This is a genomic window from Paenibacillus etheri (genome assembly GCF_001012825.1).
Lineage (GTDB): Bacteria > Bacillota > Bacilli > Paenibacillales > Paenibacillaceae > Paenibacillus_AQ > Paenibacillus_AQ etheri.
In genome coordinates this window covers 495,081-520,198 of sequence record NZ_LCZJ02000037.1, presented here as the reverse complement: position 1 = coordinate 520,198, position 25,118 = coordinate 495,081, and the positions used below count along the sequence as shown (strand labels likewise).

The 25,118-nt window shown below is 40.6% G+C and carries 21 protein-coding genes and 1 riboswitch; of the genes, 9 read left to right on the top strand and 12 right to left on the bottom strand.

The annotated features are described in order from the left end of the window. Nucleotides 1-4: 4 nt before the first annotated feature. From UQ64_RS25855 to UQ64_RS25835, 5 genes are all read right to left on the bottom strand, one after another. A complete protein-coding gene (locus UQ64_RS25855; RefSeq protein ID WP_060626238.1) occupies nt 5-874 on the bottom strand; it encodes a carbohydrate ABC transporter permease in 870 nt (289 codons plus the stop codon). A gap of 411 nt (nt 875-1,285) precedes the next feature. Further along, complete coding sequence (gnd, locus tag UQ64_RS25850) at nt 1,286-2,686, bottom strand: decarboxylating NADP(+)-dependent phosphogluconate dehydrogenase (protein ID WP_060626237.1); 1,401 nt, start codon at nt 2,684-2,686, stop codon at nt 1,286-1,288. A 103-nt stretch (nt 2,687-2,789) separates the two neighbouring features. After that, the gene (locus UQ64_RS25845) at nt 2,790-4,136 is read right to left on the bottom strand and encodes a GntP family permease (RefSeq protein ID WP_060626236.1); all 1,347 of its coding nucleotides are present in this window, start codon (nt 4,134-4,136) and stop codon (nt 2,790-2,792) included. Between the two features lie 27 nt (nt 4,137-4,163). Continuing rightward, the gene (gntK, locus tag UQ64_RS25840) at nt 4,164-5,702 is read right to left on the bottom strand and encodes a gluconokinase (RefSeq protein WP_060626235.1); all 1,539 of its coding nucleotides are present in this window, start codon (nt 5,700-5,702) and stop codon (nt 4,164-4,166) included. Next, nucleotides 5,695-6,426: a GntR family transcriptional regulator gene (locus tag UQ64_RS25835; protein WP_060626234.1), complete on the bottom strand. Its 732-nt coding sequence runs from the start codon at nt 6,424-6,426 to the stop codon at nt 5,695-5,697. The genes gntK and UQ64_RS25835 overlap by 8 nt, the downstream gene beginning before the upstream one ends. Nucleotides 6,427-6,817: 391 nt before the next feature. Here UQ64_RS25835 and UQ64_RS25830 point away from each other — a divergent pair, with 391 nt between their 5' ends. Beyond that, the gene (locus UQ64_RS25830; protein ID WP_060626233.1) at nt 6,818-7,612 is read left to right on the top strand and encodes a DUF6597 domain-containing transcriptional factor; all 795 of its coding nucleotides are present in this window, start codon (nt 6,818-6,820) and stop codon (nt 7,610-7,612) included. Between the two features lie 112 nt (nt 7,613-7,724). After that, nucleotides 7,725-8,096, top strand: a complete 372-nt coding sequence (locus tag UQ64_RS25825; protein WP_156417673.1) for a DUF8051 family protein — start codon at nt 7,725-7,727, stop codon at nt 8,094-8,096. A 209-nt stretch (nt 8,097-8,305) separates the two neighbouring features. Here the strand turns inward: UQ64_RS25825 and UQ64_RS25820 are convergent, their stop codons facing one another. Both UQ64_RS25820 and adhP read right to left on the bottom strand, forming a co-directional pair. After that, on the bottom strand, nt 8,306-9,157 hold the full coding sequence (locus UQ64_RS25820; RefSeq protein ID WP_060626231.1) for an alpha/beta hydrolase: 852 nt from the start codon (nt 9,155-9,157) through the stop codon (nt 8,306-8,308). 193 nt (nt 9,158-9,350) lie between these two features. After that, nucleotides 9,351-10,367, bottom strand: a complete 1,017-nt coding sequence (gene adhP, locus UQ64_RS25815) for an alcohol dehydrogenase AdhP (protein WP_060626230.1) — start codon at nt 10,365-10,367, stop codon at nt 9,351-9,353. A gap of 240 nt (nt 10,368-10,607) precedes the next feature. Then, nucleotides 10,608-10,688: riboswitch (glycine riboswitch) on the top strand. A 133-nt stretch (nt 10,689-10,821) separates the two neighbouring features. Between adhP and UQ64_RS25810 the strand changes: the two genes are divergently transcribed. Both UQ64_RS25810 and UQ64_RS25805 read left to right on the top strand, forming a co-directional pair. Further along, on the top strand, nt 10,822-12,180 hold the full coding sequence (locus UQ64_RS25810) for an amino acid permease (protein WP_060626229.1): 1,359 nt from the start codon (nt 10,822-10,824) through the stop codon (nt 12,178-12,180). A 138-nt stretch (nt 12,181-12,318) separates the two neighbouring features. Then, entirely contained in the window at nt 12,319-12,771 is a 453-nt protein-coding gene (locus UQ64_RS25805; protein WP_060626228.1) for a helix-turn-helix domain-containing protein, read from the top strand. 80 nt (nt 12,772-12,851) lie between these two features. On the opposite strand, the gene UQ64_RS25800 is transcribed toward UQ64_RS25805, so the two are convergent. Continuing rightward, nucleotides 12,852-14,315, bottom strand: coding sequence for a DHA2 family efflux MFS transporter permease subunit (locus tag UQ64_RS25800; RefSeq protein WP_060626227.1), 1,464 nt, complete (start codon nt 14,313-14,315; stop codon nt 12,852-12,854). Nucleotides 14,316-14,481: 166 nt separating this feature from the next. Between UQ64_RS25800 and UQ64_RS25795 the strand changes: the two genes are divergently transcribed. Then, the gene (locus UQ64_RS25795; protein WP_060626226.1) at nt 14,482-15,042 is read left to right on the top strand and encodes a TetR/AcrR family transcriptional regulator; all 561 of its coding nucleotides are present in this window, start codon (nt 14,482-14,484) and stop codon (nt 15,040-15,042) included. 290 nt (nt 15,043-15,332) lie between these two features. On the opposite strand, the gene UQ64_RS25790 is transcribed toward UQ64_RS25795, so the two are convergent. The 3 genes from UQ64_RS25790 to UQ64_RS31395 form a co-directional block, all read right to left on the bottom strand. Then, complete coding sequence (locus UQ64_RS25790) at nt 15,333-16,721, bottom strand: MFS transporter (RefSeq protein WP_060626225.1); 1,389 nt, start codon at nt 16,719-16,721, stop codon at nt 15,333-15,335. Between the two features lie 413 nt (nt 16,722-17,134). Next, a complete protein-coding gene (locus tag UQ64_RS25785; RefSeq protein ID WP_060626224.1) occupies nt 17,135-17,875 on the bottom strand; it encodes a GntR family transcriptional regulator in 741 nt (246 codons plus the stop codon). A 283-nt stretch (nt 17,876-18,158) separates the two neighbouring features. Next, nucleotides 18,159-18,311, bottom strand: coding sequence for a hypothetical protein (locus UQ64_RS31395; protein WP_209445884.1), 153 nt, complete (start codon nt 18,309-18,311; stop codon nt 18,159-18,161). Nucleotides 18,312-18,513: 202 nt separating this feature from the next. On the opposite strand from UQ64_RS31395, the gene UQ64_RS25780 reads away from it, so the two are divergent. Next, the gene (locus UQ64_RS25780) at nt 18,514-20,022 is read left to right on the top strand and encodes a thiol-activated cytolysin family protein (RefSeq protein WP_060626223.1); all 1,509 of its coding nucleotides are present in this window, start codon (nt 18,514-18,516) and stop codon (nt 20,020-20,022) included. A gap of 334 nt (nt 20,023-20,356) precedes the next feature. Here UQ64_RS25780 and UQ64_RS25775 read toward each other — a convergent pair whose 3' ends face one another. Continuing rightward, a complete protein-coding gene (locus tag UQ64_RS25775; protein ID WP_060626222.1) occupies nt 20,357-20,791 on the bottom strand; it encodes a pyridoxamine 5'-phosphate oxidase family protein in 435 nt (144 codons plus the stop codon). A 97-nt stretch (nt 20,792-20,888) separates the two neighbouring features. On the opposite strand from UQ64_RS25775, the gene UQ64_RS25770 reads away from it, so the two are divergent. From UQ64_RS25770 to UQ64_RS25760, 3 genes are all read left to right on the top strand, one after another. Further along, nucleotides 20,889-21,818 carry a helix-turn-helix transcriptional regulator gene (locus UQ64_RS25770; RefSeq protein ID WP_060626221.1) on the top strand — a complete coding sequence of 310 codons (930 nt, stop codon included), beginning with the start codon at nt 20,889-20,891 and terminating at the stop codon, nt 21,816-21,818. A gap of 239 nt (nt 21,819-22,057) precedes the next feature. Beyond that, nucleotides 22,058-23,131, top strand: coding sequence for a zinc-dependent alcohol dehydrogenase (locus tag UQ64_RS25765; RefSeq protein ID WP_245238230.1), 1,074 nt, complete (start codon nt 22,058-22,060; stop codon nt 23,129-23,131). A 36-nt stretch (nt 23,132-23,167) separates the two neighbouring features. Continuing rightward, on the top strand, nt 23,168-25,108 hold the full coding sequence (locus UQ64_RS25760; protein WP_060626219.1) for an alpha-amylase family protein: 1,941 nt from the start codon (nt 23,168-23,170) through the stop codon (nt 25,106-25,108). Nucleotides 25,109-25,118 lie beyond the last annotated feature (10 nt).

Sequence of the window (25,118 nt, the reverse complement as noted above, 5' to 3'; positions counted from 1 at the left end):
CCCCCTATACCCATTGTGTGCGCTTCTGCATCCAGCGCACCTGAATAACGGTCAATCCCAGCACAATGACAAACAAGATCGTCGCCGCCGCGCTGGCCGTACCCGTGTTAAAAAATTGGAACGCCTCCTGCCATATGAAGAAAGCCCAGACGTTCGTCGAATTGTTGGGACCCCCGAGCGTCATAATTTGAACTGTGGCGAACACCTGCAAGGAATGAAGTAGTGTGATCGTCCAGACGAACATATGCACCGGCATAAGCATCGGGAACGTCATATGGCGGAAGGACTGCCAGCCGCTAGCTCCATCAATCGCCGCCGCTTCCTTCACCTCGTTATCCAATTGCTTCAAGCCGGAAATGTACAAGATGACGTTGTAGCCAAAGGACATCCACACCCCTACAATAGCCAGCGCGTATATTGCCAGCTGCGTGTCCTGAAGCCATGCCTTCTCACCGATTCCGAATAGGCCAAGCCATTCGTTGATCAACCCGTTCTGAGGCGAGAACATGAGCGAGAACACTAGACCCGCCACCGAGACGCTGACAACCACCGGAACAAAAAATAATACCCGGTACAAGGACCTCAGCTTGCCCGCCCGCTCAATAGCCAGCGCGTATACCAATCCGAGCGCTGCGGACAGCGGCACCGTTAACGCCATGTACAGCAGCGTATTGCCGATCACCTTCCAGAACAACGGCTTACCAAGCACCTCATTATAGTTGCTCAAGCCGACAAACTGTTTCTTATCCAGCAGCAGATCCCACTCCATAAAGCTGATATAGAGGGAGAAAAAAAACGGGAAAACAAAAAATATCGCGTAAAGCACTAACACGGGGGATAAATACAAATAGGGTTGCCATGGTATTCGTCTCATCTTATGCCTCCTTTAAGCTGAAATAAACGCAACAAAGCCCGTGACTCCCCTTATGGTTCCATCAAGAATGGAGAAGGGGAATCACGGGCATTCTCTGCAATTAAGCCCATTGCTATCAGATATTCAATTGCTTGTTGACTCTACTTTAACCCAGCAATGTTAACGGAGTGTTTGCTTTATGTTGAAAATTGTAAATGTTACTAGCTAGTCTTTTTGAAGGTACACTAAATGAATCAGGAGGATGCCTCATTTGATTCCAAACTCTTCGAGGAAAGTACTGCCCTGTAGAACCCGGATGAAGACATCTACTGATTCCCAAGAAGAGTTATGTCGAAAATAAGGGAAGCTGATTTACGAAATAGTACGGGTATCATAAAGAGATAATGAACCTTTTACTAACACTATCGATCACTACCAGTTTGTGTGAAAGAATCCTGTTAAATCACTTCGTTCATAAGTATGGGCTCCAAAATAATCCCGTTGTGCTTGCAAAAGGTTAGCATTTGAAATGCCTGTCCGGTAACTATCGTAATAAGTAAGTGAAGCACTTAAACATGGAAACGAAATACCAGAATTAATACCCTCACAGGCAACTTTTCGCAATCCTATTTGATATTCTTTAACCTTTTCAGCAAAATAGGGGGCGATTAATAGATTAGCGAGATTTGGCTGTGCTTGATAGGTTTCGCTTATGACGTTTAAGAATTCTGCACGAATGATACATCCACCACGGAAAATGAGGGCAATATCCTTTAAAGGTAAATCCCATCCGTAAAGTTCAGAAGTCATTTTATATTGTGTGAATCCTTGTGCGTAGGCACAAATTTTGCCCATATATAATGCTTGTCTAACGTACTCAATCCACAAATCTTTATCTAAACTCCGCTGATCCATCTCTGGGCCGGATAGGATAATGTCTGCATAAACCCGTTCCTCTTTTAAAGAGGAGATGTAACGGGCAAACAATGACTCTGTAATAATGGATGATGGGATCCCGGTATCTATTGCTTGAATGCTCGTCCATTTACCTGTGCCTTTTTGCCCTGTTTTATCAAGAATCACATCGATCAGCGGTAAGCCTGTTATTTCATCCTTTTTCCGTAAAATCTCTGCGGTGATTTGGATTAAATAACTGTTCAGTTCACCTTGATTCCATGTTTCAAAGATGTCAGCAATTTCGTTAACAGATAAACCTAACCTTTTTCTTAAAAATGTATAGGCTTCTGCAATTAATTGCATATCTGCATACTCGATTCCGTTATGGACCATTTTCACAAAGTGACCGGAACCTTTCGGACCAATATAAACACAGCAAGGGTCGTCGTCCACTTGGGCTGCTATTTTTGTTAGAATAGGAGCTACTTTTTCATATACGGCTTTATCTCCACCAGGCATGATCGAAGGTCCTTTTAAAGCTCCAACTTCGCCTCCGGAAATACCGATTCCTAAATAACCGATTCCTTTAGACTTCAATTCATCATATCTACGTTCAGTATCTTCGTAATGGGAGTTACCACCGTCCATGATCACATCGCCTGCTTCAAGAAAAGGTACTAATGCACTGATCACCGAATCGATCGGTTTGCCCGCTGTGACCATAAGGAAGATTTTTCTTGGCGTTTCTAAGGAGTGAACAAAGTCTTGAATTTTGTAGTAGGGATGGATTAATTGACCTTCCGTTGTGGCAACAAGATTATCGGTTAAGTCCCTCGTGTAATTATAAACACCCACTTGCTCACCTTTACTAGCCATGTTTAAAGCGATATTACTGCCCATTACCCCTAACCCAATGACACCAATTGTATTGAACATTTTTTCCTGCTCCTTCTAATTAATAGGTAGAAAAAACCCTCACTTATTGACTCAGGAGATTCTAAGAGAATAAGTGGGGGGTTACTGCCCACAAATATTGTTGTTATACGAATAAACTTAGTAATAGAATAAATCCTAATCCAGCTACAGAAACGATTGTCTCAAGCAATGTCCATGTTGCAAATGTTTCTTTCATGCTTAGACCAAAATACTCTTTGAACATCCAGAAACCAGCATCGTTAACATGGGAAGCTATTAAACTACCCGCTCCCGTTGCAAGCACGACTAAAGCAAGATTTACGTCAGATTGTCCTAACATCGGAATAACTAAACCAGCAGTTGTTAAAGATGCAACAGTAGCAGAACCTAAGGAAATACGTAAGATTGCAGCGATGATCCAGGCAAGCAAGATGGGTGATAATGAAGTTCCTTGGAATAGTTCGGCTACATAGTCACCCACGCCGCCATTAATCAATACTTGTTTGAAGGCTCCGCCGCCCCCAATGATTAAGAGCATCATCCCAATATGAGTAATAGCAGTTGAACAAGATTGCATTACAGTTTTGATTGGAATTTTTCTTGCTAATCCCATAGTATAGACAGCAACCAGTAAGGAAATTAACATGGAAGTTGATGCATCACCAATAAAACGGATAGCGGCTAGTAAACCATTATCTTCAAATCCGATTGTTTTTTGAAGTAAAGTAATAATCGTTGCAATAGACATTAAAATAACAGGAAGCATTGCAGTAAATACACTGATACCAAATCCAGGAGTATCTTCTAATTTAAATTCTTTTTGTTCACCTAAAGAGGCAATATTACCCGTTTTCGTAAATGATGCAGGTACGAGTTTTTTGGCAAGCTTAGTAAATATAGGTCCAGCCAAAATAACTGTTGGAATTGCAATAATGAAACCGTAAAGTAAAACCTCACCAATGTCCGCGCCATACTCACCTGCAATAACTGTAGGTCCTGGGTGAGGAGGTAAGAACCCGTGTGTTACGGATAAAGCTGCAGCCATCGGAATACCGAGATAAAGAATAGAAACCTTCAATTGTCTTGAAATGGCGAATACAATTGGAATTAATAACACTAATCCTACTTCGAAAAATAACGCCACACCGATAATGAATGAAGCAGCTACGACCGCCCATTGAATATTTTTTTCACCAAATTTATGAACGAGAGTCATGGCAATTCTTTGAGCGCCACCTGAATCAGCGATCAACTTACCTAACATCGCTCCAAGACCAAAGATTAACGCTAAGTGACCAAGTGTTCCGCCTAATCCGGCTTCGATGGTTTTGACAATTTCATTCAAGGGCATTCCAAGTGCTAAAGCGACACCGAACGATACAATGATTAATGAAACAAAGGTGTTTAATTTGAAACCCATTATTAAAACTAATAATGCTAAAATTCCAATTGTTACAATAACTAATGGCATCGTAATTTCCCCCTGATATTTATCTTGTTAGTGTTTGATTAAGCTTCTTTGATAATTGGCAATCCGTGTATAATCATCTTCTAATACTCTAGATATGTTAATGAAGATCGGCAGTAATTTCCTATATTCTTTCGTTGCTTCTTCGTTTGGTGTGTGTTTGTAGGTACTGCCAACCATTTCAGAAACGACTTCAAATGATTCGATCTTTCCGGTGGCATATAAGCCTAAAATACAAGCACCTAGACAAGAACTTTCGTAGCTTTCTGGAACGATTACTTCAGAATCGAATATATCGGACATCATTTGCCGCCAAACATCTGATCTTGCGAAGCCTCCGGTAGCTTGAATTCGGGTCACAGGACCGTCCATGCATTCGGTTAATGCTAAGAATACGGTGTATAAATTGTAAATGACTCCTTCTAGGGCTGCGCGAATCATATGTTCCTTCTTATGTGACATCGTTAAACCGAAGAATGAGCCACGTACGTCTGGATTCCATAATGGCGCACGTTCACCAGCGAGGTATGGATGGAATAACAATCCATCTGATCCTGGTCTTACACGTTCAGCAATCTTAGTTAATACATCATAAGGATCAATTCCTAGTCTTTTTGCTGTTTCTACTTCTGATGAGGCAAGTTCATCACGGATCCAGCGAAGGACCATCCCACCATTGTTTACCGGCCCGCCAATGACCCAGTGCTTTTCCGTTAAGGCATAACAGAATATTCTTCCCTTTTCGTCTGTTTGCGGCTTGTCAATAATGGTTCGAATGGCACCGCTTGTCCCAATTGTGACGGCAATTTCGCCTTTTCTTATCGCATTTACACCTAGATTAGAAAGGACTCCGTCACTGGCACCAATGACAAATGATGTTTGTGGATCGATACCCATCTGTTTTGCCAAATCTGAATCACAGTTGGTAAATATTTTGGTTGTTGGAACGAGTTCAGATAATTGAGCAGGTGTTATACCAGCAATTTGTAATGCTTCTTCATCCCAATCTAGTGTTTTGAGATTCATCATGCCCATGGCTGAAGCCAGGGAATGATCAACAACATAGTGACCAAAGAACTTTTTGAAAATATATTCTTTAATTCCTATATATATTTTAACCTTGGAAGCGATTTCGGGAAGGTCATTCACAATCCAAGCTATTTTAGTTAATGGTGACATGGGATGAATCGGTGTTCCCGTGCGTTTATAGACTTCATGGCCATTCAACTCATCTTTTATTTTATGTGCCCATGCTTCACTTCGGTTATCTGCCCAAGTGATACAAGGCGTCAGCGGCTGGTCATTTTCATCCATAGCAATGACACTATGCATGGCACTGCTAAATGAAACAAACGATAGCTTTTTGTGTGAATGATGTTTCATTATATTCGAAATGGCTTGTAGGACTGCCTGGAAAATCTCTTCTGGGTCTTGTTCAGCTGTCGACATATCCGGTGTATAAAGCGGGTACCCCATATTTTCTTGTTGGATGACTTCGCCTTTTTCACTAAATAAAACTGCTTTCGTACTTGTGGTTCCGATATCTATACCTAACATATAGTTAGTCATTTTGCTGCACTACTCCTTTCGAGAGCATTCGTTGCGATATCCATAGGTCTTCTACTTTTCCTTGAACATCATCAAAATTGTCATGTAAGGACTTACTCATGAGGTCTCTATCTTTTGTTTGGATCGCTTCAATATAAAGCTCATGATTTTTTATAATCCGTGTAAAGTCTTCATATTTTTCTTTGAAACGCTTACGCATCGACAAAAGAATGAAGCTTTCCATAACGGGTTTTAAATTATTCCAGATCATCAGGATGTATGAATGATTAACTGCACGAATAATCGTTTCATGGAACAAGACATCTTGATATGAAAATTCATCAGCATCACTATATTTGATTGCGACCTTCATCATTTCTAGTATTTTACTAAGTTCCTTTATTAATTCATTAGTGTCTATCTTTACAATCCGTTCAAATACAAACGATTCTATGAGTAAACGGACATCATAAATCTCTTCTATTTCTTTTTCTGATAAACCAATAACAACGGCACCCATTCTTTCTAAACGGATGATATTTTCGGATGCTAGTATTTTTAACGCTTCACGGATCGGTGAGCGGCTTACAGCAAAATCTGCAGCTAATTTATTTTCCGATAATATGGTGCCGCTTTCAATCTCGCCGGAAATAATACGCATTCTAAGCTCGCAGGATACACGATCACCAGCAGAGGCTTTTGAAAGCCATTTGGAGGGATATAGAAATCCATTTGATTCGGTCATAAATTCACCTCTTAATTAATCTAGTATACTTGTATACAAGTATTATATTCTAAATATTTAATTTTGCAAGCGATTTCATTAATTGGGGCTTGTCACTCTCGATATTTGTTGAACAATTGAACCTAAAGCGAATTGGCATATTGATTTTAGTAGGAAGAGGGGATGCGCAGCCCCTCTTCTTTTCTACAATAAACTAGAAAATAAATGGCGGGGTTTATCGAGACATATCAATATAGGGGATATAATTGAGAAGTTCGGGGCCAACGGCGATTGGAAGAAAGACTCGACAGCGAAGTGAGCACAGATGGAACCTGATGTTTAAGGTGCTAAAGGTATTAGTGGAAACGTGGACAAAAGAAATTCACCAGTCTTTTAGAAGGAGATGCATACGATGATTCGAATCTTTGAACCTATAAATGCCTTACATAAGATAGTGGACTATATTTGGGTCGTAGACTTCGACTTTCTCGCTGATGACAATAGAGAAGATATTATTATGCCGCTGGGGTATATCAATATCATTTTCAATTATGGGTCTGCTTATAGACTGGTGGGAGAAGATCAGGAAATGGTGATCCCCAATACGGTTGTGATTGGTCAAATGAAAAGCGCGAAATATGTTCGATATGGACAACAGCTGTATCAAATCGGGATTTCATTAACTCCATTAGGGTTTATACAATTGTTTCATGTGCCCAGCCTCGAATTGGCAGAGCGAATCGTACAAGCCATCGATGTGGACCCTGATCTAGATGAACTGTACCGAATGATGATGAGATTTAAAGATGTGGAGCAACATATCACAGCAATCAATCATTATTTGCTGCATAAAATGGTGTTGAATAAGAAGGATACTGGCCGCATAGAGAAAATGCTTACTTATGTAGAACGAGAATATGAAAACTTGAACATTGTAAGTATGGCAAAATTTTTTAGTATTTCAGTAAGTACGTTGGAGCGTTTCTTCAAAAAACAGATCGGACTGACCCCAAAGGCCTATGGAGATATTGTGAAGTTCAGAAAACATGTTGAGGATGAAGGATTGAGGAAGAATATGCAGCATCGTTACTACGATCAGTCTCACCTCATCAAAACATCCAAAAAATTTGCAGGCAAAACCGTCAAAGAGCTAGAGAAACTGCCACATGAATTAACCCTTCGTTATGTATGGCATGGTCAGAAGTGATGAACACCTGATCATAGATGCTGATTTTTTACAATACATGTTTTTTCCTTCCTGTTAATCTTGAGACACTAACAAATGAGAGGAAGAGATAACGATGCAGGATATTATGATCATGGCAAGTTTACTAGTGTTTTTAAATGTAACATTATTGGCGATATTGGTTCCGGGAGGGCCGATTGAGAATAGAGATTTCTCAAAATTAAAAGGAGGTGTATTTTGGGGGTTTAATCTGTTTCTTATCTTGCTTGGAATTACGTCGTTTATCGTGTGCTATCTCTTGTTGATATCACATCCACATGCCATATTCATGACACAAATCATCGCTGTTTTATACTTTATCGTGTACATTATCGACTTAGCTGGTATTTTTCCAAAATCACCGACTAAAATGTCTAAGCCGCTTATGCTTTTCGAAGTAATTAACACATCAATGGCTATATTTCTCTTCCTCTTTGTGACGGCGATTGGGCATGTCGGTTCGTAAGGACGAGGACCGTGCACGTTGTCTTTAGGGTTTAGCAACGAGGAGGAGCCTAAGCAATCTCAAGAAATAGAAAATAGTAGGTTATGAAATATCGAATATCCAGTTACAAATAGGTAAATATGTATAAATCATTGGGCGTCCGGTAGGGCGCCTTCAATAAAAAAACACTAAGAATTAACTTAGTGTTTTTCGTTATACAAAGGAAAGCCTCAATTGCCCTCAAGAATCCACTTGCTTAGCTCTTTGTCAAAGGTTTGAGGTTCTTCAAACATCGGATTGTGACCACTATGCTCAAAGATCACTTTTTTGACGTGCTTATAGGTTTCATCAACAAAATTCCAAAGTGAAACAGGCGCTACCAAATAGTCATACCTGCCTAAACCGATAAATACTGGTTTGTTGAAGTTAGCGAGTGATTGTATAAGATTCAATTCTGCGAATGCTTCTCCCCACAGATGATCGATAATTGGCATATTCGTATATACATCTTCCCACATGTATGCTGCGTTAAATGTATAGTCATAAAAGCTTTGGGCTCCCATCCGAATACACATGTGAACGAATCGTCGTTCAGGATCTTTCTGAATGTCACTTTCTAACAAAGCAATATCCATCTCGAACTGTCTTTTTCTCTCCGGACTTGCTGTCTCATTAAAAAATGCAAAACTTTGACGCTGTCTTTCCTCGCTATTTGTAGGTGCTGAATTCAATAAGGCAACTTTTTGGACATGGTAGGGATATTTTTTAGCATATTCCAAAGCCATGAAAGCATGTCCTGAATGCCCTAATAAGATGAAATTTGTTAAGTTAAGATCCTGCCTTGCCGTCTCTATATCATCTAATACTTTGTCCAATCTATAATCTTCAGGTTGCAGAGCTCGGGGCGGCTTCAAAAATCCTCTATGATCAAGGAAAATAAACTGGAATGTATCATATAAATCTTCTGAGAATAGTTGAGGATAATAAACACTGCTGCCTATCACCAAAATAGGTTTCCCAGTTCCTTTTACACTATAGTTCAGTTCAAATCCATCGCTATTTATAGTTTGGTATTTATTCATTGTCATCATCCTTTTTTCATATTTACTTTACACATCACTCCTTCCTTTCACGGATTCCATTACATTCTCCATGGAACGTTCTAACATTCCGATCACCTCAAATTTTGTGGCTTGTAATAAATATTATGTTAGCATACATTGCATAGTTAATCGATTACCGTGTTTAGACGAAATCAAGCGGTAAAGCTCTTGATCATTTCGTCATGTCAAGGACGATTCGACCATTGATTTTGCCGTCTAACATAAGATCGTAGATCTCATTAATCTCTTCTAATTTACGTGTCTCAATAATGGTTTTGATTTTTCCTTCCGCAGCGAATTGTAATGTTTCTTGCAAATCTTTGCGAGTGCCGACAATCGAACCGACTACCTTTGTACCATTTAATACCGTATCAAAGATGGGAACATCCATGGATTCAGGAGGCAGCCCAACCATGACGCAGGTACCGCCGCGACGAATGGCACGGTAGGCTTGGTCGAATGCTTTTTTCGCAACTGCTGTACAAACGACACCATGCACTCCGCCGATTTCTTTTTGAATCCAGTCTGCGGCATCTTCTTTTAATGCATTTACAGTTTTGTCTGCGCCAAGTTGTTTGGCAAGCTCCATCTTTTCATCCGACGTGTCGATGGCCACTACGTTCATTCCCATCACTTTTGCATATTGTACCCCAAGATGACCCAAGCCTCCGACGCCGAAAATGGCTACCCACTCACCTGGCTTTACACCCGATACTTTCAAAGCTTTATAGGTCGTAACGCCAGCGCAAAATAAAGGTGCGGCTTCAATGAAGCTTAGATTATCAGGAACTTTCACTACATAATCGGCAGCTGCCACACAATATTCTGCATATCCGCCATCTACGGAATATCCAGAATTTTGCTGATCCAGACAAAGAGTCTCTCTTCCTGTAAGACAATACTCACAATGACCGCAGGCTGAGTACAGCCACGGAATTCCTACTCGGTCTCCTACCTTTAAGTGAGTAACTCCTTCACCTATTTCTTCAATAATCCCAACGCCTTCATGTCCGGGAATAAGAGGGAGCTTTGGTTTGACAGGCCAATCGCCATGAGCAGCATGCAAATCAGTATGACACACTCCGCATGCCTGAATGTGGACAAGGATTTCTTTGTGTCCGGGTTTTGGTTTAGGTACTTCTTGTATCTCTAACTTTTCTTTGAATTTCTTTACTACAGCGGCTTTCATCAGCATACTCCTTTAGTTTTTTGCTTTTCAGAAAGTAGTATGTTCATGAAGCTTACTTTAAATTCTTGTGGAGGAAGAAGGTATGAGAAGCCCTTCCCATAAAATACAAAGAGACTTTTATCACTGATTAACACTCACATCGCAAGTAATATGTTAGAATATCAGAACAGCTTTACTGCGTTACCGCTTTATCAACTTCATAATTCACGAGCTATGATGGCTAAGGATTACACTTTAGCAGGAGCAGCTTCTGGAGAGACTGCGGAAATTCCGCGGCGCCGAAGGGTTCACAATCTCAGGCAAAAGGACAGAAGAGTACTGAATATGTATTTGTCATGCTGATCGCCATCAGTAGGGCAAATATTATTTGATATTCTTACGATCTGGGAGATTGGATGACATCCAATCTCTCTTTTTTATTCCAATTTATTGTACTCACAAGGGGGAACTAGGTATGGCACAACCAGAATTAAAGAGAGAGCTGGCCAATCGGCATGTTCAACTTATCGCTATTGGCGGCACCATCGGTACAGGATTATTCTTGGGATCAGGCAAGGCGATAGAGAAGGCAGGCCCATCCATCATGATCACGTATTTAATCGTGGGTATTGCTGTGTTTTTTGTGATGAGAGCACTGGGAGAACTCCTATTATCTAAGGCGGGCTATCAATCGTTTACGGATATTGCTGAAGACTACCTTGGATCACGGGTCGCATTCATTACCGGTTGGACTTATTGGTTTTGCTGGATCATGACGGCTATGGCTGATGTCATCGCTGTTGGCGTATATGTACAGTATTGGTTTGATATCCCGCAGTGGGTTCCTGCCATCGCCTGTCTGGTCGTGTTATTAGGACTTAATCTATTAACTGTAAAGAGCTTTGGCGAACTCGAATTTTGGTTTGCTTTAATAAAAGTAATCACGATTCTCGCCTTAATAGGCCTTGGAGTCATTTTACTGATCATAGGCTTTAAGACGGATGCAGGATCGGTGACGGTACGAAACCTATGGGAGCATGGGGGATTTTTTCCGAACGGCATATCAGGCTTCTTATTTTCTTTTCAAATGGTTGTATTTGCTTATGTCGGTGTGGAATTGGTGGGGGTGTCGGCAGCGGAAACAGCGGATCCGGAGAAAAATATCCCGTCGGCGATTAATAAAATTCCTTTACGGATTCTATTCTTCTATGTTGGTGCGCTTTTCGTCTTGCTATGCATTAACCCTTGGACGGAGCTAAGTCCGGCAGAGAGTCCTTTTGTAAAAACCTTTACTTTAGTAGGGATTCCAATTGCCGCAGGGATTATTAATTTTGTCGTATTAACTTCAGCCGCTTCCGCTTGTAATAGTGGGATGTTCTCGACAAGCCGAATTCTCTATAATTTGAGTAGAAACGACCAGGCGTCACCTCATTTGGGTAAACTAAATAAAAACCATGTACCAGGCAACTCGTTATTCATTTCTACAATTGTCATATCTGTAGGGGCTCTTTTAAGTAAACTTATTCCGGCGCAGGCTTTTGGAATCGTAACAACGATTAGCGCCATTTGTTTTATATGGGTGTGGGGCATTGTGCTCATCTGCCATATTAAGTATAAGAAAACCCGGCCAGACTTACAGGCGAAGTCCAAATTCAAAGCACCGTTCACGCCGGCTATTAATTATGTTGTCTTAACCTTGTTCGCTGGGATTCTGATCATCATGCTATTCGCTGGAGAGACACGCCCGGCTCTATTATGTACTCCATTATGGTTTATTTTATTATTCATCTTGTATTCGATTAGAAGCAAAAGGGGGAAAAGTAATCAAGCTTGAATTAGGCTAACATCAAGTGGGGGTAAGTCTAGTGTTGATCGCAACTTAGGGTTGCGGGGCTGCAACTAAAGCTTTCTTTACTTCTGCATGCGATTAATCCAATATAGGCTTATGAATTGTAGAAAGGTCGTTGCTGCCATGATTTTTGGGGAGAAGTTAAAAACGGAAAGAAATAAAAAAGATTGGTCACAAGAAGAACTGGCCGAGAAGCTGTTTGTAAGCCGACAGTCGGTTTCGAAATGGGAGAATGGTCAAAACTACCCAAGCATTGAAATCATTATTAAAATAAGCGATCTTTTTGGGGTAACTATCGATGAGTTACTAAGGAGTGATGAGGAGTTGACCAAAAAGGTGATAAAAGAAAGCAGGAAATTGGCTCACCCGAAATTAAAGTTTCTATTTGATGTCTTCGTAATAGCAGGCATTATGCTGTTAGTGATTAAACTCTGTGTCCTCTTTCTGAACAAAGTAACGGCGCTAGAGATTTCATTGAGTGGCGGGTCTTTCTTTTGGAACTTTGGTTCTTTGATTTTAATGGTTGGCGGAGGAATAGGCTCCAGCATACTGAAAGAAAAATATAAAAAAGAGTAAGCTGGAGAGCTGAGAATAGCTAAGAGGATAACGTAAAAGGACAGCTGATCGCTGTCCTTTTGACGTTCCACTTTATGAGGTTATTCCTTGCTAACTAGGTTTGCTTTCTTTTCAATTGTGATCTTGCTTTTCATCGGCATAAATAATGTTATAACAAACGCGGCGACGGATAAAATCATCATAAAGTAATAGGCGTCACTAGCTCCTAAAATCGATGCAAGGGATTTAAGGACCTCAGGAGTAGTAGAGGGATTGCCCTGCATCACTGTGGCCGCATGACTTGTTGCCTGCACAGTATAGATCGTAATTACTACAGCAGTACCGATGGCTCCGGCAATTTGGCGAACGGTATTGTTCACTGCTGTACCATGCGTGCCGAGTTGTTTGGGCAGTGCATTTAGTCCAGCCGTATTGAGTGGCATAGTAATAAAGCTTAATCCAATTCGCAGACCAATGGTACGAATCATTAGGTACATATACGTTGTAGATTCAGATAGATCGGTTACCGCCCACATAGATGGAATAATAAAGAGTAAACCAATCATGAACAGCGGCTTAGCACCGAAACGGTCATATAATTTACCGGTGACGGGTGACATGAACGCATTTACGAGCGCCCCCGGCAATAAGAGTAAACCTGCATCAAATGCTGTAAAACCACGGCCATTCTGCAGATAAATAGGCAATAGAATCATATCTGCGTACATCATCATGGTAATTAATACGTTAATAAGAGACGTTATCGTAAAGACTTTATTTTTGAAGACAGACAGGTTTAGCAGTGGGTCATCAGACTTGATTTGTCGAAGACAGAATACGGCCGTTACAGCGATCCCAATCCCTAAGGTAAGGATCACTATTACATCGTCCCAGCCTTTACTGCCTGCACTACTGAAGCCGTACAATATTAAGCCAAATCCGACCGTTGATAAAAGAACACTTACCACATCAAGCTTCGACTTAGACGTCTCGGATACATTCACTAAATATTTGAACGCCAACGCTATAACAAGGATGACAAGTGGGATGAGGCCGATAAATAACCAGCGCCAAGAGTGATATTCGACAACGAATCCCGCGAGCGTCGGTCCAATAGCAGGAGCAAATATCATTGCCAATCCAAGCAGTCCTATAGCACTGCCACGTTTCTCAACGGGGAAGATCGCAAGCACCACGCTCATCATGAGCGGCATTATAATGCCAGCACCAGCAGCTTGGATCATCCGACCGATTAAGAGTAGACTAAAGCTCGGTGCTGCTGCGCAAATGATCGAACCAACTAACAAAAATGACATGGCACTTATAAATAATTGCCGTGTTGTAAAGCGTTTCATTAAGTAGGCCGTAATCGGAATCAATATCCCGTTGATCAGCATAAATCCTGTTGAAATCCATTGTACGGTTGTTGCCGTGACATCAAATACATCCATTAGATTACTTAAGGCCACATTTAAAAGTGTCTGATTGAGTGTAGATAAGAAACAACCAAAGATTAGGATGGTTAGTAAGATCCCTTTATTTATTTTCTTAGTGTCTTCTTGCACTGTGCAGTCCTCTCTTCATTGCTTTTTAGACAGAGTGTCAATAAAATAAATCATATCAGCATTTAAACAGTATTCCTATTTGCAATTTTATTGAAAATGTCGACTAATCGACAGATTGGGTAAATTAGTTGATGAAGTGCCATATAAACGATAATAGAGGGATGAAATGACTGAACATAAAAGAGTTGACCCACGAGCCATCCGCTCAAAAAAGATGCTCAAGAACGCTGTTTTTTCATTATTGGCCGACAATGTGGAGATTTCTCAATTAACCGTCCAAAAAATCGCCAACCGTGCCGAACTGAATCGTGCAACGTTTTATTTGCATTATGAGGATATTAACGATTTATTGCGCCAGATCGTACATGAAATCTTTGATGACCTGTCCATGAAGGTTGAACCGCTATTACAAATGAAGAGCAACAACGAATTGGAGCAGTTGGTTACATTTTTAAATTATTTTTATGAATATCGGAAAGTTTTTGCTGTATTGGTTGAGCACAAAGGCTTCAAAAACCATTTGACCAATCTGTTAAGGAATACTATCGAAAAACGGAGAACCGCGAGAAACTTAGATCCCGCTAAAGAAGTAGTCTCCGTTGATATTATTGCAGCATCACTACTCGGGATTATTATGTGGTGGATTAAGGATGGCAGCCAATATAGCCCAGAATACATAGCGGGTCAAATTACCTTGATGTATAAAAGAAGGTATGTAACCGGTTAGGTTCAAGGTGAGAGTTCAATCGGGATTAGAATTAAAGAAGATCCATCAGGTTATCTGCGCCATCCACAATGGAACGCCTTGTTTTGAATATAGAATGATACGGTATCTAGATGGAGACTTTTTTTTCTGTGCAGGAATGTGCGAGTTCTTTTAAATCCATGATTTTGTCGTTGACCAGTTGAGAGGAGGACCTGCGCTACAAAAGAAGAGGACAAGGAAAGGAATTTTAATTTAAAAAAGAACCCTAAACTTTTGGTTTTAGGGTTCCAATTATGAACTAACAACGTAATTTATTTCGTCGTTTTTCGTCCTACGAATACCCAGTACAGAGATAAACTGAAAAGGGTAATGAATACGAGAACGAATAGGATATTACTAAACATCGAAGCATCCGAATTGCTCGTAATTCCTAAGAAGCTTCTTCGCATGGCGGAATGGTCCATCATAGCTGCTGTATAGGCAATTCCGATTGACATCGCGACATTCAGTGTTAAATTGAAAAATCCGACGGCTGTACCTGTTTTTTCTTTTTCAATCGTACGAATACAAGAATCAAGTATTGGTGCATACATGAATGCAAATGAGCTAGAGAATAACACCATGGAGATCACGAATACAACAACCGAAGTTTGTATAAAGAATGCGCCTAATAATAAGCTTACCACTATACAAGACATCGCGATTGTAATACATTGCTTGCTTCCTAAGAACTTCGCAAATTTTCCAGAAAGAGCCCCGACTAGAGTGGCTCCTATATAGCCTGGAATCAATAATAGTGAAATGGTATCTAGCTTCAGACCATAAATCTTTTCAAGTAAGAATGGAAATAAGAAAATATATGCTAACTGCACAGAGTAAATTACAAAAGCAACGCCAAGCAATGAGATAAACTGTTTATTTTTAAAGAATGATATTCCAATAAACGCTTTGGAGTTCTTACTGATATAAGTAAGGAATAATGTAATTGCAACAATAAACAAGAGAAGGTACATCCAATTGAAATCGGTGATATACAGTAGTAGGGATGCTGAAATGGTTCCCACTAGAAATAATCCTAATACATCAACATGACTGTTTTTCGCTTCTTCCTTAGGGAGATATTTTAAAATAAATGGAAGGGTGAAAAGTGTTACTAAAGAAACTAAAAACAGCATTGTCCAATGGAAATACGTAGAAATATAGCCTCCAGTTAATGCACCAATAAGCTGTGAAAGAGCAAAACTGCTTGTACTTAATCCCAAAAATTTCTTTTGTTCATTTGCAGGTAAATGTTTGGTTACAAATATAACATATAATGTTTCAGCTGATGCTAAACCTGCCGTTTGGATCAATCGTGAGATAACAACGAGTAAAAACGAATGTTGGAAAACATATCCCATGACTGAACCGACACATATTAAAATGATACCAGCGGTAAAAAGTTTTCTGAAACTAATGGAATCCGCCAAAGCTGCGTAAACAACCGCCCCAATCCCAATCACAAGGCCAGCTAGGGTTGCTTGCCAGCTGACGGTTGTCGCTGAAATGTTAAAATCTTTTGCCATATCAACAGAAATAATCTTAAATGAATTATCAATGATCAAGCATAGTAGAAATAATAGCAAGGTAATAGGTACTGCTTTCTTAAAATTATATTCCTGCGGTTTCTTCATGCATACATCTGCAGTTGTAGTAGACATAGGTGTATTCTTCTCCTTTGTTGTTTGCTTCTAATGATGTTGAATAAGGTAGCGCTTCCATGAATACCCCAAAATAATTACTCTTTGATTGCGATTTCATAGTCATTCATGATAACTTTTTGGATCATACAACATTGTATAGTTGTCTAACAACTTGTATATTCTTTAACAAAGAGAATATTACCACACCTTTATCTCACTGACAACCTTTTAAAATTTGTCTTTTTTGTTACAGAAAGGGGTTCTCCTGAAAGTTGGTTTTCTTACGAATGAGTCAGTCTCGTCTTCATTCTAATGCTTCTAAAATTAAAAAAATGGCAAGCCTCCGGTTTATTGAAGGCTTGCCATTTGACGTTTTCGGTCCATTGTGGCTTGCTTTAAGAGATGATGGGCAGCGCATGCCCTTCATTCGGTTATTTAGATGTTTTAATCCTAATTTGACTAAATTGTATGGGTATATAGTATTTATTATAAACAACAGGGTACTTATCGCTGATATATACACTTTCTAAAATTAAATCACATTCCTCTCCGTAGGAAAGTTGGTATTTTAATGACGGAGTATTGACGGAATTAGAACGTTTAATTTCAATGGTGGAGGAATTAGCTAGTTCATATACCTTCTCCTCCAACATGTCCAGTACTTCCTTTTCGTTTTGTAAGTCAAGATTTAATTGAGAAACGGCTTCGATTGGCATCATCGTAAAAGCAAAAGCTACGATCTTATCGTTACTTTTATACCAGCGTTCCAACGCAACAACTGCAGTCATTTCTCGATTTAATACTTGTATGGCATAGTCGGTTGATAGGTCAATTCGGAAAATAAGTTCGATATCATCTATGTTTCCCGTATAGCATTTATATAGAGGATTCCCCAACTTCTCCAATCCATCCATACTTTCATTCTGATGAAATTTGGTAATGAAATTTCCTTTTCCCTGGATATTTTTAACCAATCCATCTTCCTTCAAAAGTGCCAAAGCATGTCTCAATGTCATTCTGCTTACACCTAATTTTTTGGCCAATTCGGGTTCTGTTGGAAGCTGGCTGTCGGGAGGAAATATTCCTTCCATGATTAATTTATACAATTGGTCATACACAATGACGGATAGTGGTTTTTTTTGTTTATTGAGTTCATGAAGTTTATTGATCATTGTCTTATACCCCTACAGTTTTTTATTCATGAGTTATAAATTCCATTTCTTCTCGTTCTTCTTTTCTTGAATCTATTGTAACTTACTTTTCTAGGGAAATGTAGATGCTAGACAATTACGTCGAATAGATTAGGTGTCATTAAATCATCATATTGATAAATTAATGGGATAATGTCTACTTTCCTTTGAAGTACTGTTAAAAATTCAACCAAAAGGACGGAGGGAATTTAAATCCCTATTTTGTATTTTCTCAATTAGCCAATTATCAAAATCTATTGCTTCTTTAATAGTTCAGTAGCATTTCGCTCCGATACTCACTCGTCTGAATCAGCCGATTAAACGTCATACGGAATTTGGTAACCTGTTGCTTAATATTCCCAGAGATTGTAACGGTGAATTCAAGCAGCAAACCGTTGCTCCGTACAGCGTCCATCATTATGAGCATAGATAAAAGAGGCTGTCCCAAAAGCCGTAAAACGGCTGAGGTACTTTTGTATCGTTAGTTGTGTGAAGGCTGCGACATGAGTGAAATTTAATTCAGGACTAGTGATATTCCGACAAATACAACATATTTTCTACAAAAAACCGATATATACAGTAGGAAAGTCCTATCGTTTTACAAGAAGGAGGAGAAATGTATGAAAACTCAAAAACGTTTTAAAGGGGCGAAATGGTTAGGAAGTTTATTATTAAGTTTAAGCCTATTTACTTTGTCCAGTATTTCATTCGCTGAAGCAAACGTACCTAATGACATTGATGCTGGAATCGCAGGCCTAAATTATAATCGTCATGAAGTTTTGGCCATAAATGGTGATCGAATTAGTAGTTTTGTTCCCAAAGAAGGTACCCAGTCCAATGGAAAATTTATCGTGGTTGAACGGGATAAAAAATCACTCGCAACCTCACCCGTAGATATTTCCATTATTGATTCGATCACGAATCGCACGTATCCAGGTGTAATACAGCTTGCAAATGAGGATTTTGCGAATAATCAGCCTAGTCTGGTTATGGCCGCGAGACAACCATTAGATATTAGTATTGATCTACCTGGGTTGAAGAGTGAAAATACAATTGCGGTTCAAAATCCAAATTTCAGCAGTGTTTCTGGTGCCGTTGATCAGCTCGTGTCGACTTGGGTTGACAAATATTCAGACACACATACGCTGCCTGCAAGATTACAGTATGCAGAATCGATGGTGTACAGCAAAAATCAAATTGCTAGTGCACTTAATGTGAATGCACAATACCTTAACAATACGCTCGGAATCGACTTTAACGCAGTAGCAAGCGGCGAGAAAAAAGTGATGGTGGCTGCTTATAAGCAAATCTTTTATACCGTAAGTGCGGCTATTCCTAACAATCCATCGGACCTTTTTGATAGCAGTGTGACGTTTGCTGAATTAGTCCGTAAAGGGGTAAGTAATGAGGCTCCGCCACTGATGGTATCCAACGTAGCTTATGGCAGAACTATTTACGTCAAATTGGAGACAACCTCGAAGAGCAGTGATGTACAGACTGCATTTAAAGCAATGCTCAATAATCCTAACATACAAGCTAGTGGTAGTGGACAGTACAAAGATATTTATGATGAAAGCTCATTTACAGCTGTTGTATTAGGCGGCGATGCACAAACACATAACCAAATCGTCACGAAAGACTTTAGTGTCATCCAAAATGTAATTAAGGATAATGCACAATTTAGCAGTAAAAATCCAGCATACCCCATTTCATATACTAGTGTCTTCTTGAAAGACAATTCCCTTGCGGCTGTTCACAACAATACGGAATATATAGAGACTAAAACGACAGAATATACTAAGGGTAAAATAACGCTTGATCACAGTGGTGCATACGTAGCTCAGTTTGACGTATCTTGGGATGAATTTTCATTTGATGCAAATGGACAAGAAATCATTACACATAAAACATGGGAAGGAAGTGGTCGAGATAAAACAGCGCATTTCTCGACAGAGATTCCACTTCCTCCTAATGTCAAGAACATCAAAATTTCCGCCAAAGAGTGTACAGGTCTTGCGTGGGAGTGGTGGAGAACCGTGATTGATGAAACGAACGTTCCATTATCCAGCAATATCAAAGTTTCGATTGGTGGTACGACGTTATATCCAACAGGTTCGATTAGTCAATAATGATTAATGATAGGGGTTGTCTCAAAAGCCATGAAAGTGGCCGAGGGACAGCCCCTTTTTTGTGTGGAGCAGCCGAGGGGTGTGCTGAAGCGTGATATCAGTTCATGGCGTGTCTCCTCCACGATGATTATAGATAAATCCGCGCACCACCTCTTAGTTGTATACCTGAACAATGGTTACAAGCACTAGCGTCAGCCAAAAAGAAAGACTTTTCGAGCATGTTTTCTTTCGGGTTACTTCGTCATGTCAAGGACGATTCGACCATTGATTTTTCCTTCTGCAGCGAATTGTAATGTTTCTTACAATTCTTATGGATGCTGCATTTTCGGCAGTGTTATACCTCAAAAGAAACCAGTCCGGCAGTCTCATAATCCACGATGACAAAAACATCCTTAATGTGAATTTCAAAAACATCCAATGTGTCGCCAATAGCTGAGAGCGTCTCATCATATCCCGGAATTTTTTGGATAAATAGGTCCTTGACCTCATCTATGGTGTACCGGCTCTTATGTACAACTGCATGATTGGAGCGCGCATGCGGTACGGAAGACAAGTTAGAGGGGACGGTTGTGAAGGCAACATTGTTATTTAGAGCAAACTCCGTCACCTTCTGATTCTCCCTGTCTGTCGCAAAATAAAGGATTCCTGGCTTGCTGGCATCATAGCAGAAGTTGACAATCCTAACATTGGGTACGCCTGCTACCGCTGTTGCTAGAGCAATTTCATTGGTCTTGTCCAATGTGTGGTAAAATTCGTTCTTGTAATCCAATTATAGTTCCTCCTTAATATTTGATAAAGTTAGTATAGCAATGTATCGCTGACAGCTTTTATGTCAGTCATAGTATATAAATTTCAGGGGGATGATTATGAAGCTGGAACGAATGATTGCTATCATTATGCTGCTCTTGCAACGAGAGAAGATGGGTGGAAAAGAGCTAGCCGGGCTATTCGAAGTTTCACTTAGAACGATTTATCGTGATATTGAAACCATTAATCAAGCAGGTATTCCGATTGTGACCAGATCCGGTGTAGGAGGGGGCATCGGGATCATGAATGAGTATAAGATAGAAAAAGGTTTTTTTACCGTCAAGGACATAACCGCTCTACTGATGGGGCTTGGCTTTATATCCAATACATTATCAGGTGAGGAAACCACTGCTCCCCTGGCCAAAGTAAAAAGCTTTATCCCGGAGGATAAACAGCATGAAATTACGCTTAAAGCCAACCAAATCTCTTTTGACTTATCCGCTTGGCTGGGCAGCAATGATCTGCAGACCAAAGTTGAAGTGATTCGAACAACCTTGGAGCATTGCAGCATACTGTCTTTTATGTATCAAAGCGCTAAAGGAGACAAGGTCATGCGGACCCTTGAACCTCATCGTCTGTTATTGAAAGAAAATCATTGGTACGTGCAGGGGTATTGTTTAAATCGGCAGCAATTCCGGGTATTCAAGCTATCCCGTATATCTGAACTGGAGAGAACGGAAGATCGTTTTGTTATGCGTGAAATTCCTCCGGCTTTTTCAGAGTTTACAGATACCATGTCCAGGAAAATGCAAAAAATAAAATTGCAGCTAGATCATTCCATCCTAGACAGGTTGTTGGATTATTGCGGAGAAGAGAACATTACTCCCCTCGGCAATGGTCAATTCTATGCTTATTTTGATTTTATTGAAGATGATTATGGTTACGGAATCCTAATGAGCTTCGGGGATAAATGCCAATGCATTGAACCTGAGCATGTGCGCAATGAAATGAAGAGACGGCTCAATGATTCAATAAGAGCATATTATTGAAATACAAAGCAATTAACGCGATTAAACGGTCCTGGTCCTAATTTAATTGGATTTAGGCCGTTTTATTATATCTTCAAGTAAAGATGGCTTAACCTTGAGCGAAGCGTTCGAGGGGGAGGTTTTTATATTATTTAAAGCTCTTATATATGTGATGGTTATATGAAAAATGTAATCTTTAACATTTTACGACAATATTCACCTTACTTTTACATGGAAGGTATGATATATTCTGGTCGAATATGGATAACACAAAAGTGAAAGGGAGAATGCGTATGGAAGCGCTGGTATGGACATCTAATCATAAGCTGGAGCTCTGCGAACGGGAAGAACCGCAGATTGTAGCCCCAGATGAAGTTAAGATCCAGATTGAGATGACAGGTATTTGTGGAACAGATCTAGCGGTCGTAACCGGTAAAGAGGAAGGAGTGCCAGAGGTTATTCGCGGTCATGAGGCTGTGGGGACTGTAATCGAAATTGGCAGTAATGTTGACCGTGTTAAGGTGGGGGACCGAGTAGTTATCGATCCGAATCAAAGCTGCAATGAATGTTATTTTTGCTTGAAAGAACAGCCGCACCTATGTACGGGCTCCGATGGAAATGGGATGCCTATTGCTGGTTTGAATCGAAATGGGACGTTCACTTTTTTTTACTCTACTGCACAAACGTTTGCACACCTTCTACCTGATCATATGAGCTGGGAGACGGGGGTGTTAATTGAGCCACTTGCCTGTGTGCTGCACAACTTCAAAGAAGCTAATGTCACAGCAGACGATAAGGTGCTCATTCTTGGATCGGGCCCAATGGGACTGTTAAGTCAAATGGTGAGTAAATCAAAAGCTGCGCTTACAGTAGCCACTGAAATTAATCCCTATCGGCTGGCTTTTGCCAGAGAAATCTCAGATTTTGCTCTTACACCTTCCCAATTAAATCAAGCTACCGTAGACGAAATCTGCGCGGGACATAAGTTTGATGTGATTATCGATACGGTGGGCACTCAGCTCGAAGTGGCGGAGGAATGGATTGAACGTGGAGGGCGCATCGTTCCTTTCGGTATTAATGCGAAGTATCGGTACACCTTTTCCCCTACCAAATTCGTACAGCATGCCATCAAAATTATCGCAGCAGGCGAATACCGCTACATGTTCGAGGAAGCTTTGCGGTTTGCCGCTGAGACACCTGAACTGGAGAAACTGGTGACCAGAAAAGTTAAGCTCAATCAGCACGAAGCAGCAATAAACGAGTTGATCGGCTATGAATTGAACTCTTTGAAGGTGGTTGGGAGTGATACCGTAAAGACGGTTTTTGTTCCCTAAACGTAGAACTGCAATCAACGAGAGGTGGATCTGTTAATGAGCAAAGAAAGCAAATTCAGACTAGTTCAGGATTACTTGTCTACACACAAAGATAAAGACGTAGCGCCAATTTGGATACCTGCTGTGTGGAATGAGTGCGAATTTGAGCGTGTTCTCTACGAAAGAGACGGTGAAATTTGTGTACATCCGTATGATTTTATGACAGAGCATTTGAAGTATTTAGACAAGCTTTCGTGGAGGTATATGCTCAAGGAACGCACGAATTTAGACGACAGCGCGATCTATTCTTCGTTAATTCGTTATTCGACGGCTTGGGATTACAACCATGATGGAACAATCGAGTCTGGTACTTTTTTAAGATTCCTTATTCTTCTGCCGCTGCTAAAGAAAATGGGCATCAATATTCTGTACATGCTTCCAGTAAACCAGTACAGCAAGTTAAATCTGAAGGGAGATATCGGGTCACCTTACGCTGTGCAATCGTTATTCCACTTGGATCAGAACCTACACGATAGCCTGCTGGATGGTATGGAGGAGTTTACGATCCACGATGAGCTCAGCGCTTTGGTAGAAGCTTGTCATTTGCTTGATATTAAGACTGTTGTTGATTTCATTCCCCGTGTAACGGCGAAAAACAGTGCATTTATTACCGAACATCCTGAATGGGTGTATTGGATCAAAATGCAGGAATTAGAAGGCTTTGCACCGCCATCGATTCCCGAGCTTGGATTTTTTGAGGAGTGTACACCTGACAAACTGGAGGCGGTCTACCACAGCCAGGAGACCGCAGCATTTCTGCGGAAGTTCTCGCCGCCACCCAATGAACTTCATCCAATCCTTTGGCAGCAGTTAAAAGAAAGAGCTGCTAAAACTGGAGATGAACTATTAACTTTGGTGGAGCAAGAAATGGGGATAACGACTGCCCCGGCGCATTCGGATTGGATTAACGATGTGCAGCCGATTTGGACAGACATTACGTTCTTGCGTCTTTACAAGGATTTCTCTCCCCAAGTGAGACATCTTATAAGTTCGGATCAGGCACCATATGTTCTTTTTGATACGATTAAATGCAATGACTACCCGGGAGAGGAACCCAATCTGGAGCTGTGGGATGTTCTGGAGGAGGCCGTACGGTTTAATCTCGAAAAGTATGGGATTGACGGCTTTCGCATCGACATCGGACATGTGCTACCTATTCCGTTGTTGACTCGAATCTTTGACACGATTAAAGAGATGAATCCGAATGCGATCTTGATCAGTGAAGACTTGTTTAACCGCAACCACAAGAAGGCAGCGAGCACCGGTTATAACATTATGCTTGGCAGCGGATGGAACGTCATGACTCAGATTACGAAGGAGAACCTGGTTTCATTCTTAGAGGAGCTGCCTGAGTTAAATCTTCATGTGTTCGCCTGTGCAGAAACAGCAGATACGCCTCGGATCACGAGCCGTGGCGGTGTCGAGGTTGCTCGGATGATCGCGGTATTTAATCAATTTCTTCCGAACGCAATTCCTTACGTGACGACGGGTTATGAAATGAATGAGGAACAGCCCCTTAACTGTGGTCTTGGCGACAACACGAACGGTGAGGAGATTTCCCGCGCTTTTTTTAATGTCATGCAAATTAATTGGACTAATCCGGCACCGATGCTGCCGCTGCTGACGGAGCTAAGTGAATTCAAGAAAGATTGGCCACAGCTAGTGAAGCCAGAAAACTTTTTCGTGGCTCAATCTCCGGAAGGAACAGTTCTGTACGGGTATATGCACGGGGAGCGGACACTTCTGTGCTGCTTTAACTTGAGTGCGGATACTTCCTGCCAAGTCGACCTGAAGGTTGCCGTACCTGGCCGTAACCCAATGTTGGTGGCACTGGATAGTTCTTTAACAGGCAGCAGTGTAGGTCAGACGTTAGACAGCTTACTACTTGCACCAAATCAAGCTTTAGTGCTCGTAAACAATCATAGACAAGTTAGTTAAGGGAGAGAGG

Excerpts from the sequence above, each read along its gene's own strand:
- UQ64_RS25855 (WP_060626238.1), bottom strand. The coding sequence starts at position 874 with ATGAGACGAATACCATGGCAACCCTATTTGTATTTATCCCCCGTGTTA.
- gnd (WP_060626237.1), bottom strand. The coding sequence starts at position 2,686 with ATGTTCAATACAATTGGTGTCATTGGGTTAGGGGTAATGGGCAGTAAT.
- UQ64_RS25845 (WP_060626236.1), bottom strand. The coding sequence starts at position 4,136 with ATGCCATTAGTTATTGTAACAATTGGAATTTTAGCATTATTAGTTTTA.
- gntK (WP_060626235.1), bottom strand. The coding sequence starts at position 5,702 with ATGACTAACTATATGTTAGGTATAGATATCGGAACCACAAGTACGAAA.
- UQ64_RS25835 (WP_060626234.1), bottom strand. The coding sequence starts at position 6,426 with ATGACCGAATCAAATGGATTTCTATATCCCTCCAAATGGCTTTCAAAA.
- UQ64_RS25830 (WP_060626233.1), top strand. The coding sequence starts at position 6,818 with ATGATTCGAATCTTTGAACCTATAAATGCCTTACATAAGATAGTGGAC.
- UQ64_RS25825 (WP_156417673.1), top strand. The coding sequence starts at position 7,725 with ATGGCAAGTTTACTAGTGTTTTTAAATGTAACATTATTGGCGATATTG.
- UQ64_RS25820 (WP_060626231.1), bottom strand. The coding sequence starts at position 9,157 with ATGAATAAATACCAAACTATAAATAGCGATGGATTTGAACTGAACTAT.
- adhP (WP_060626230.1), bottom strand. The coding sequence starts at position 10,367 with ATGAAAGCCGCTGTAGTAAAGAAATTCAAAGAAAAGTTAGAGATACAA.
- UQ64_RS25810 (WP_060626229.1), top strand. The coding sequence starts at position 10,822 with ATGGCACAACCAGAATTAAAGAGAGAGCTGGCCAATCGGCATGTTCAA.
- UQ64_RS25805 (WP_060626228.1), top strand. The coding sequence starts at position 12,319 with ATGATTTTTGGGGAGAAGTTAAAAACGGAAAGAAATAAAAAAGATTGG.
- UQ64_RS25795 (WP_060626226.1), top strand. The coding sequence starts at position 14,482 with ATGACTGAACATAAAAGAGTTGACCCACGAGCCATCCGCTCAAAAAAG.
- UQ64_RS25790 (WP_060626225.1), bottom strand. The coding sequence starts at position 16,721 with ATGTCTACTACAACTGCAGATGTATGCATGAAGAAACCGCAGGAATAT.
- UQ64_RS25785 (WP_060626224.1), bottom strand. The coding sequence starts at position 17,875 with ATGATCAATAAACTTCATGAACTCAATAAACAAAAAAAACCACTATCC.
- UQ64_RS31395 (WP_209445884.1), bottom strand. The coding sequence starts at position 18,311 with ATGATGGACGCTGTACGGAGCAACGGTTTGCTGCTTGAATTCACCGTT.
- UQ64_RS25780 (WP_060626223.1), top strand. The coding sequence starts at position 18,514 with ATGAAAACTCAAAAACGTTTTAAAGGGGCGAAATGGTTAGGAAGTTTA.
- UQ64_RS25770 (WP_060626221.1), top strand. The coding sequence starts at position 20,889 with ATGAAGCTGGAACGAATGATTGCTATCATTATGCTGCTCTTGCAACGA.
- UQ64_RS25765 (WP_245238230.1), top strand. The coding sequence starts at position 22,058 with ATGGATAACACAAAAGTGAAAGGGAGAATGCGTATGGAAGCGCTGGTA.
- UQ64_RS25760 (WP_060626219.1), top strand. The coding sequence starts at position 23,168 with ATGAGCAAAGAAAGCAAATTCAGACTAGTTCAGGATTACTTGTCTACA.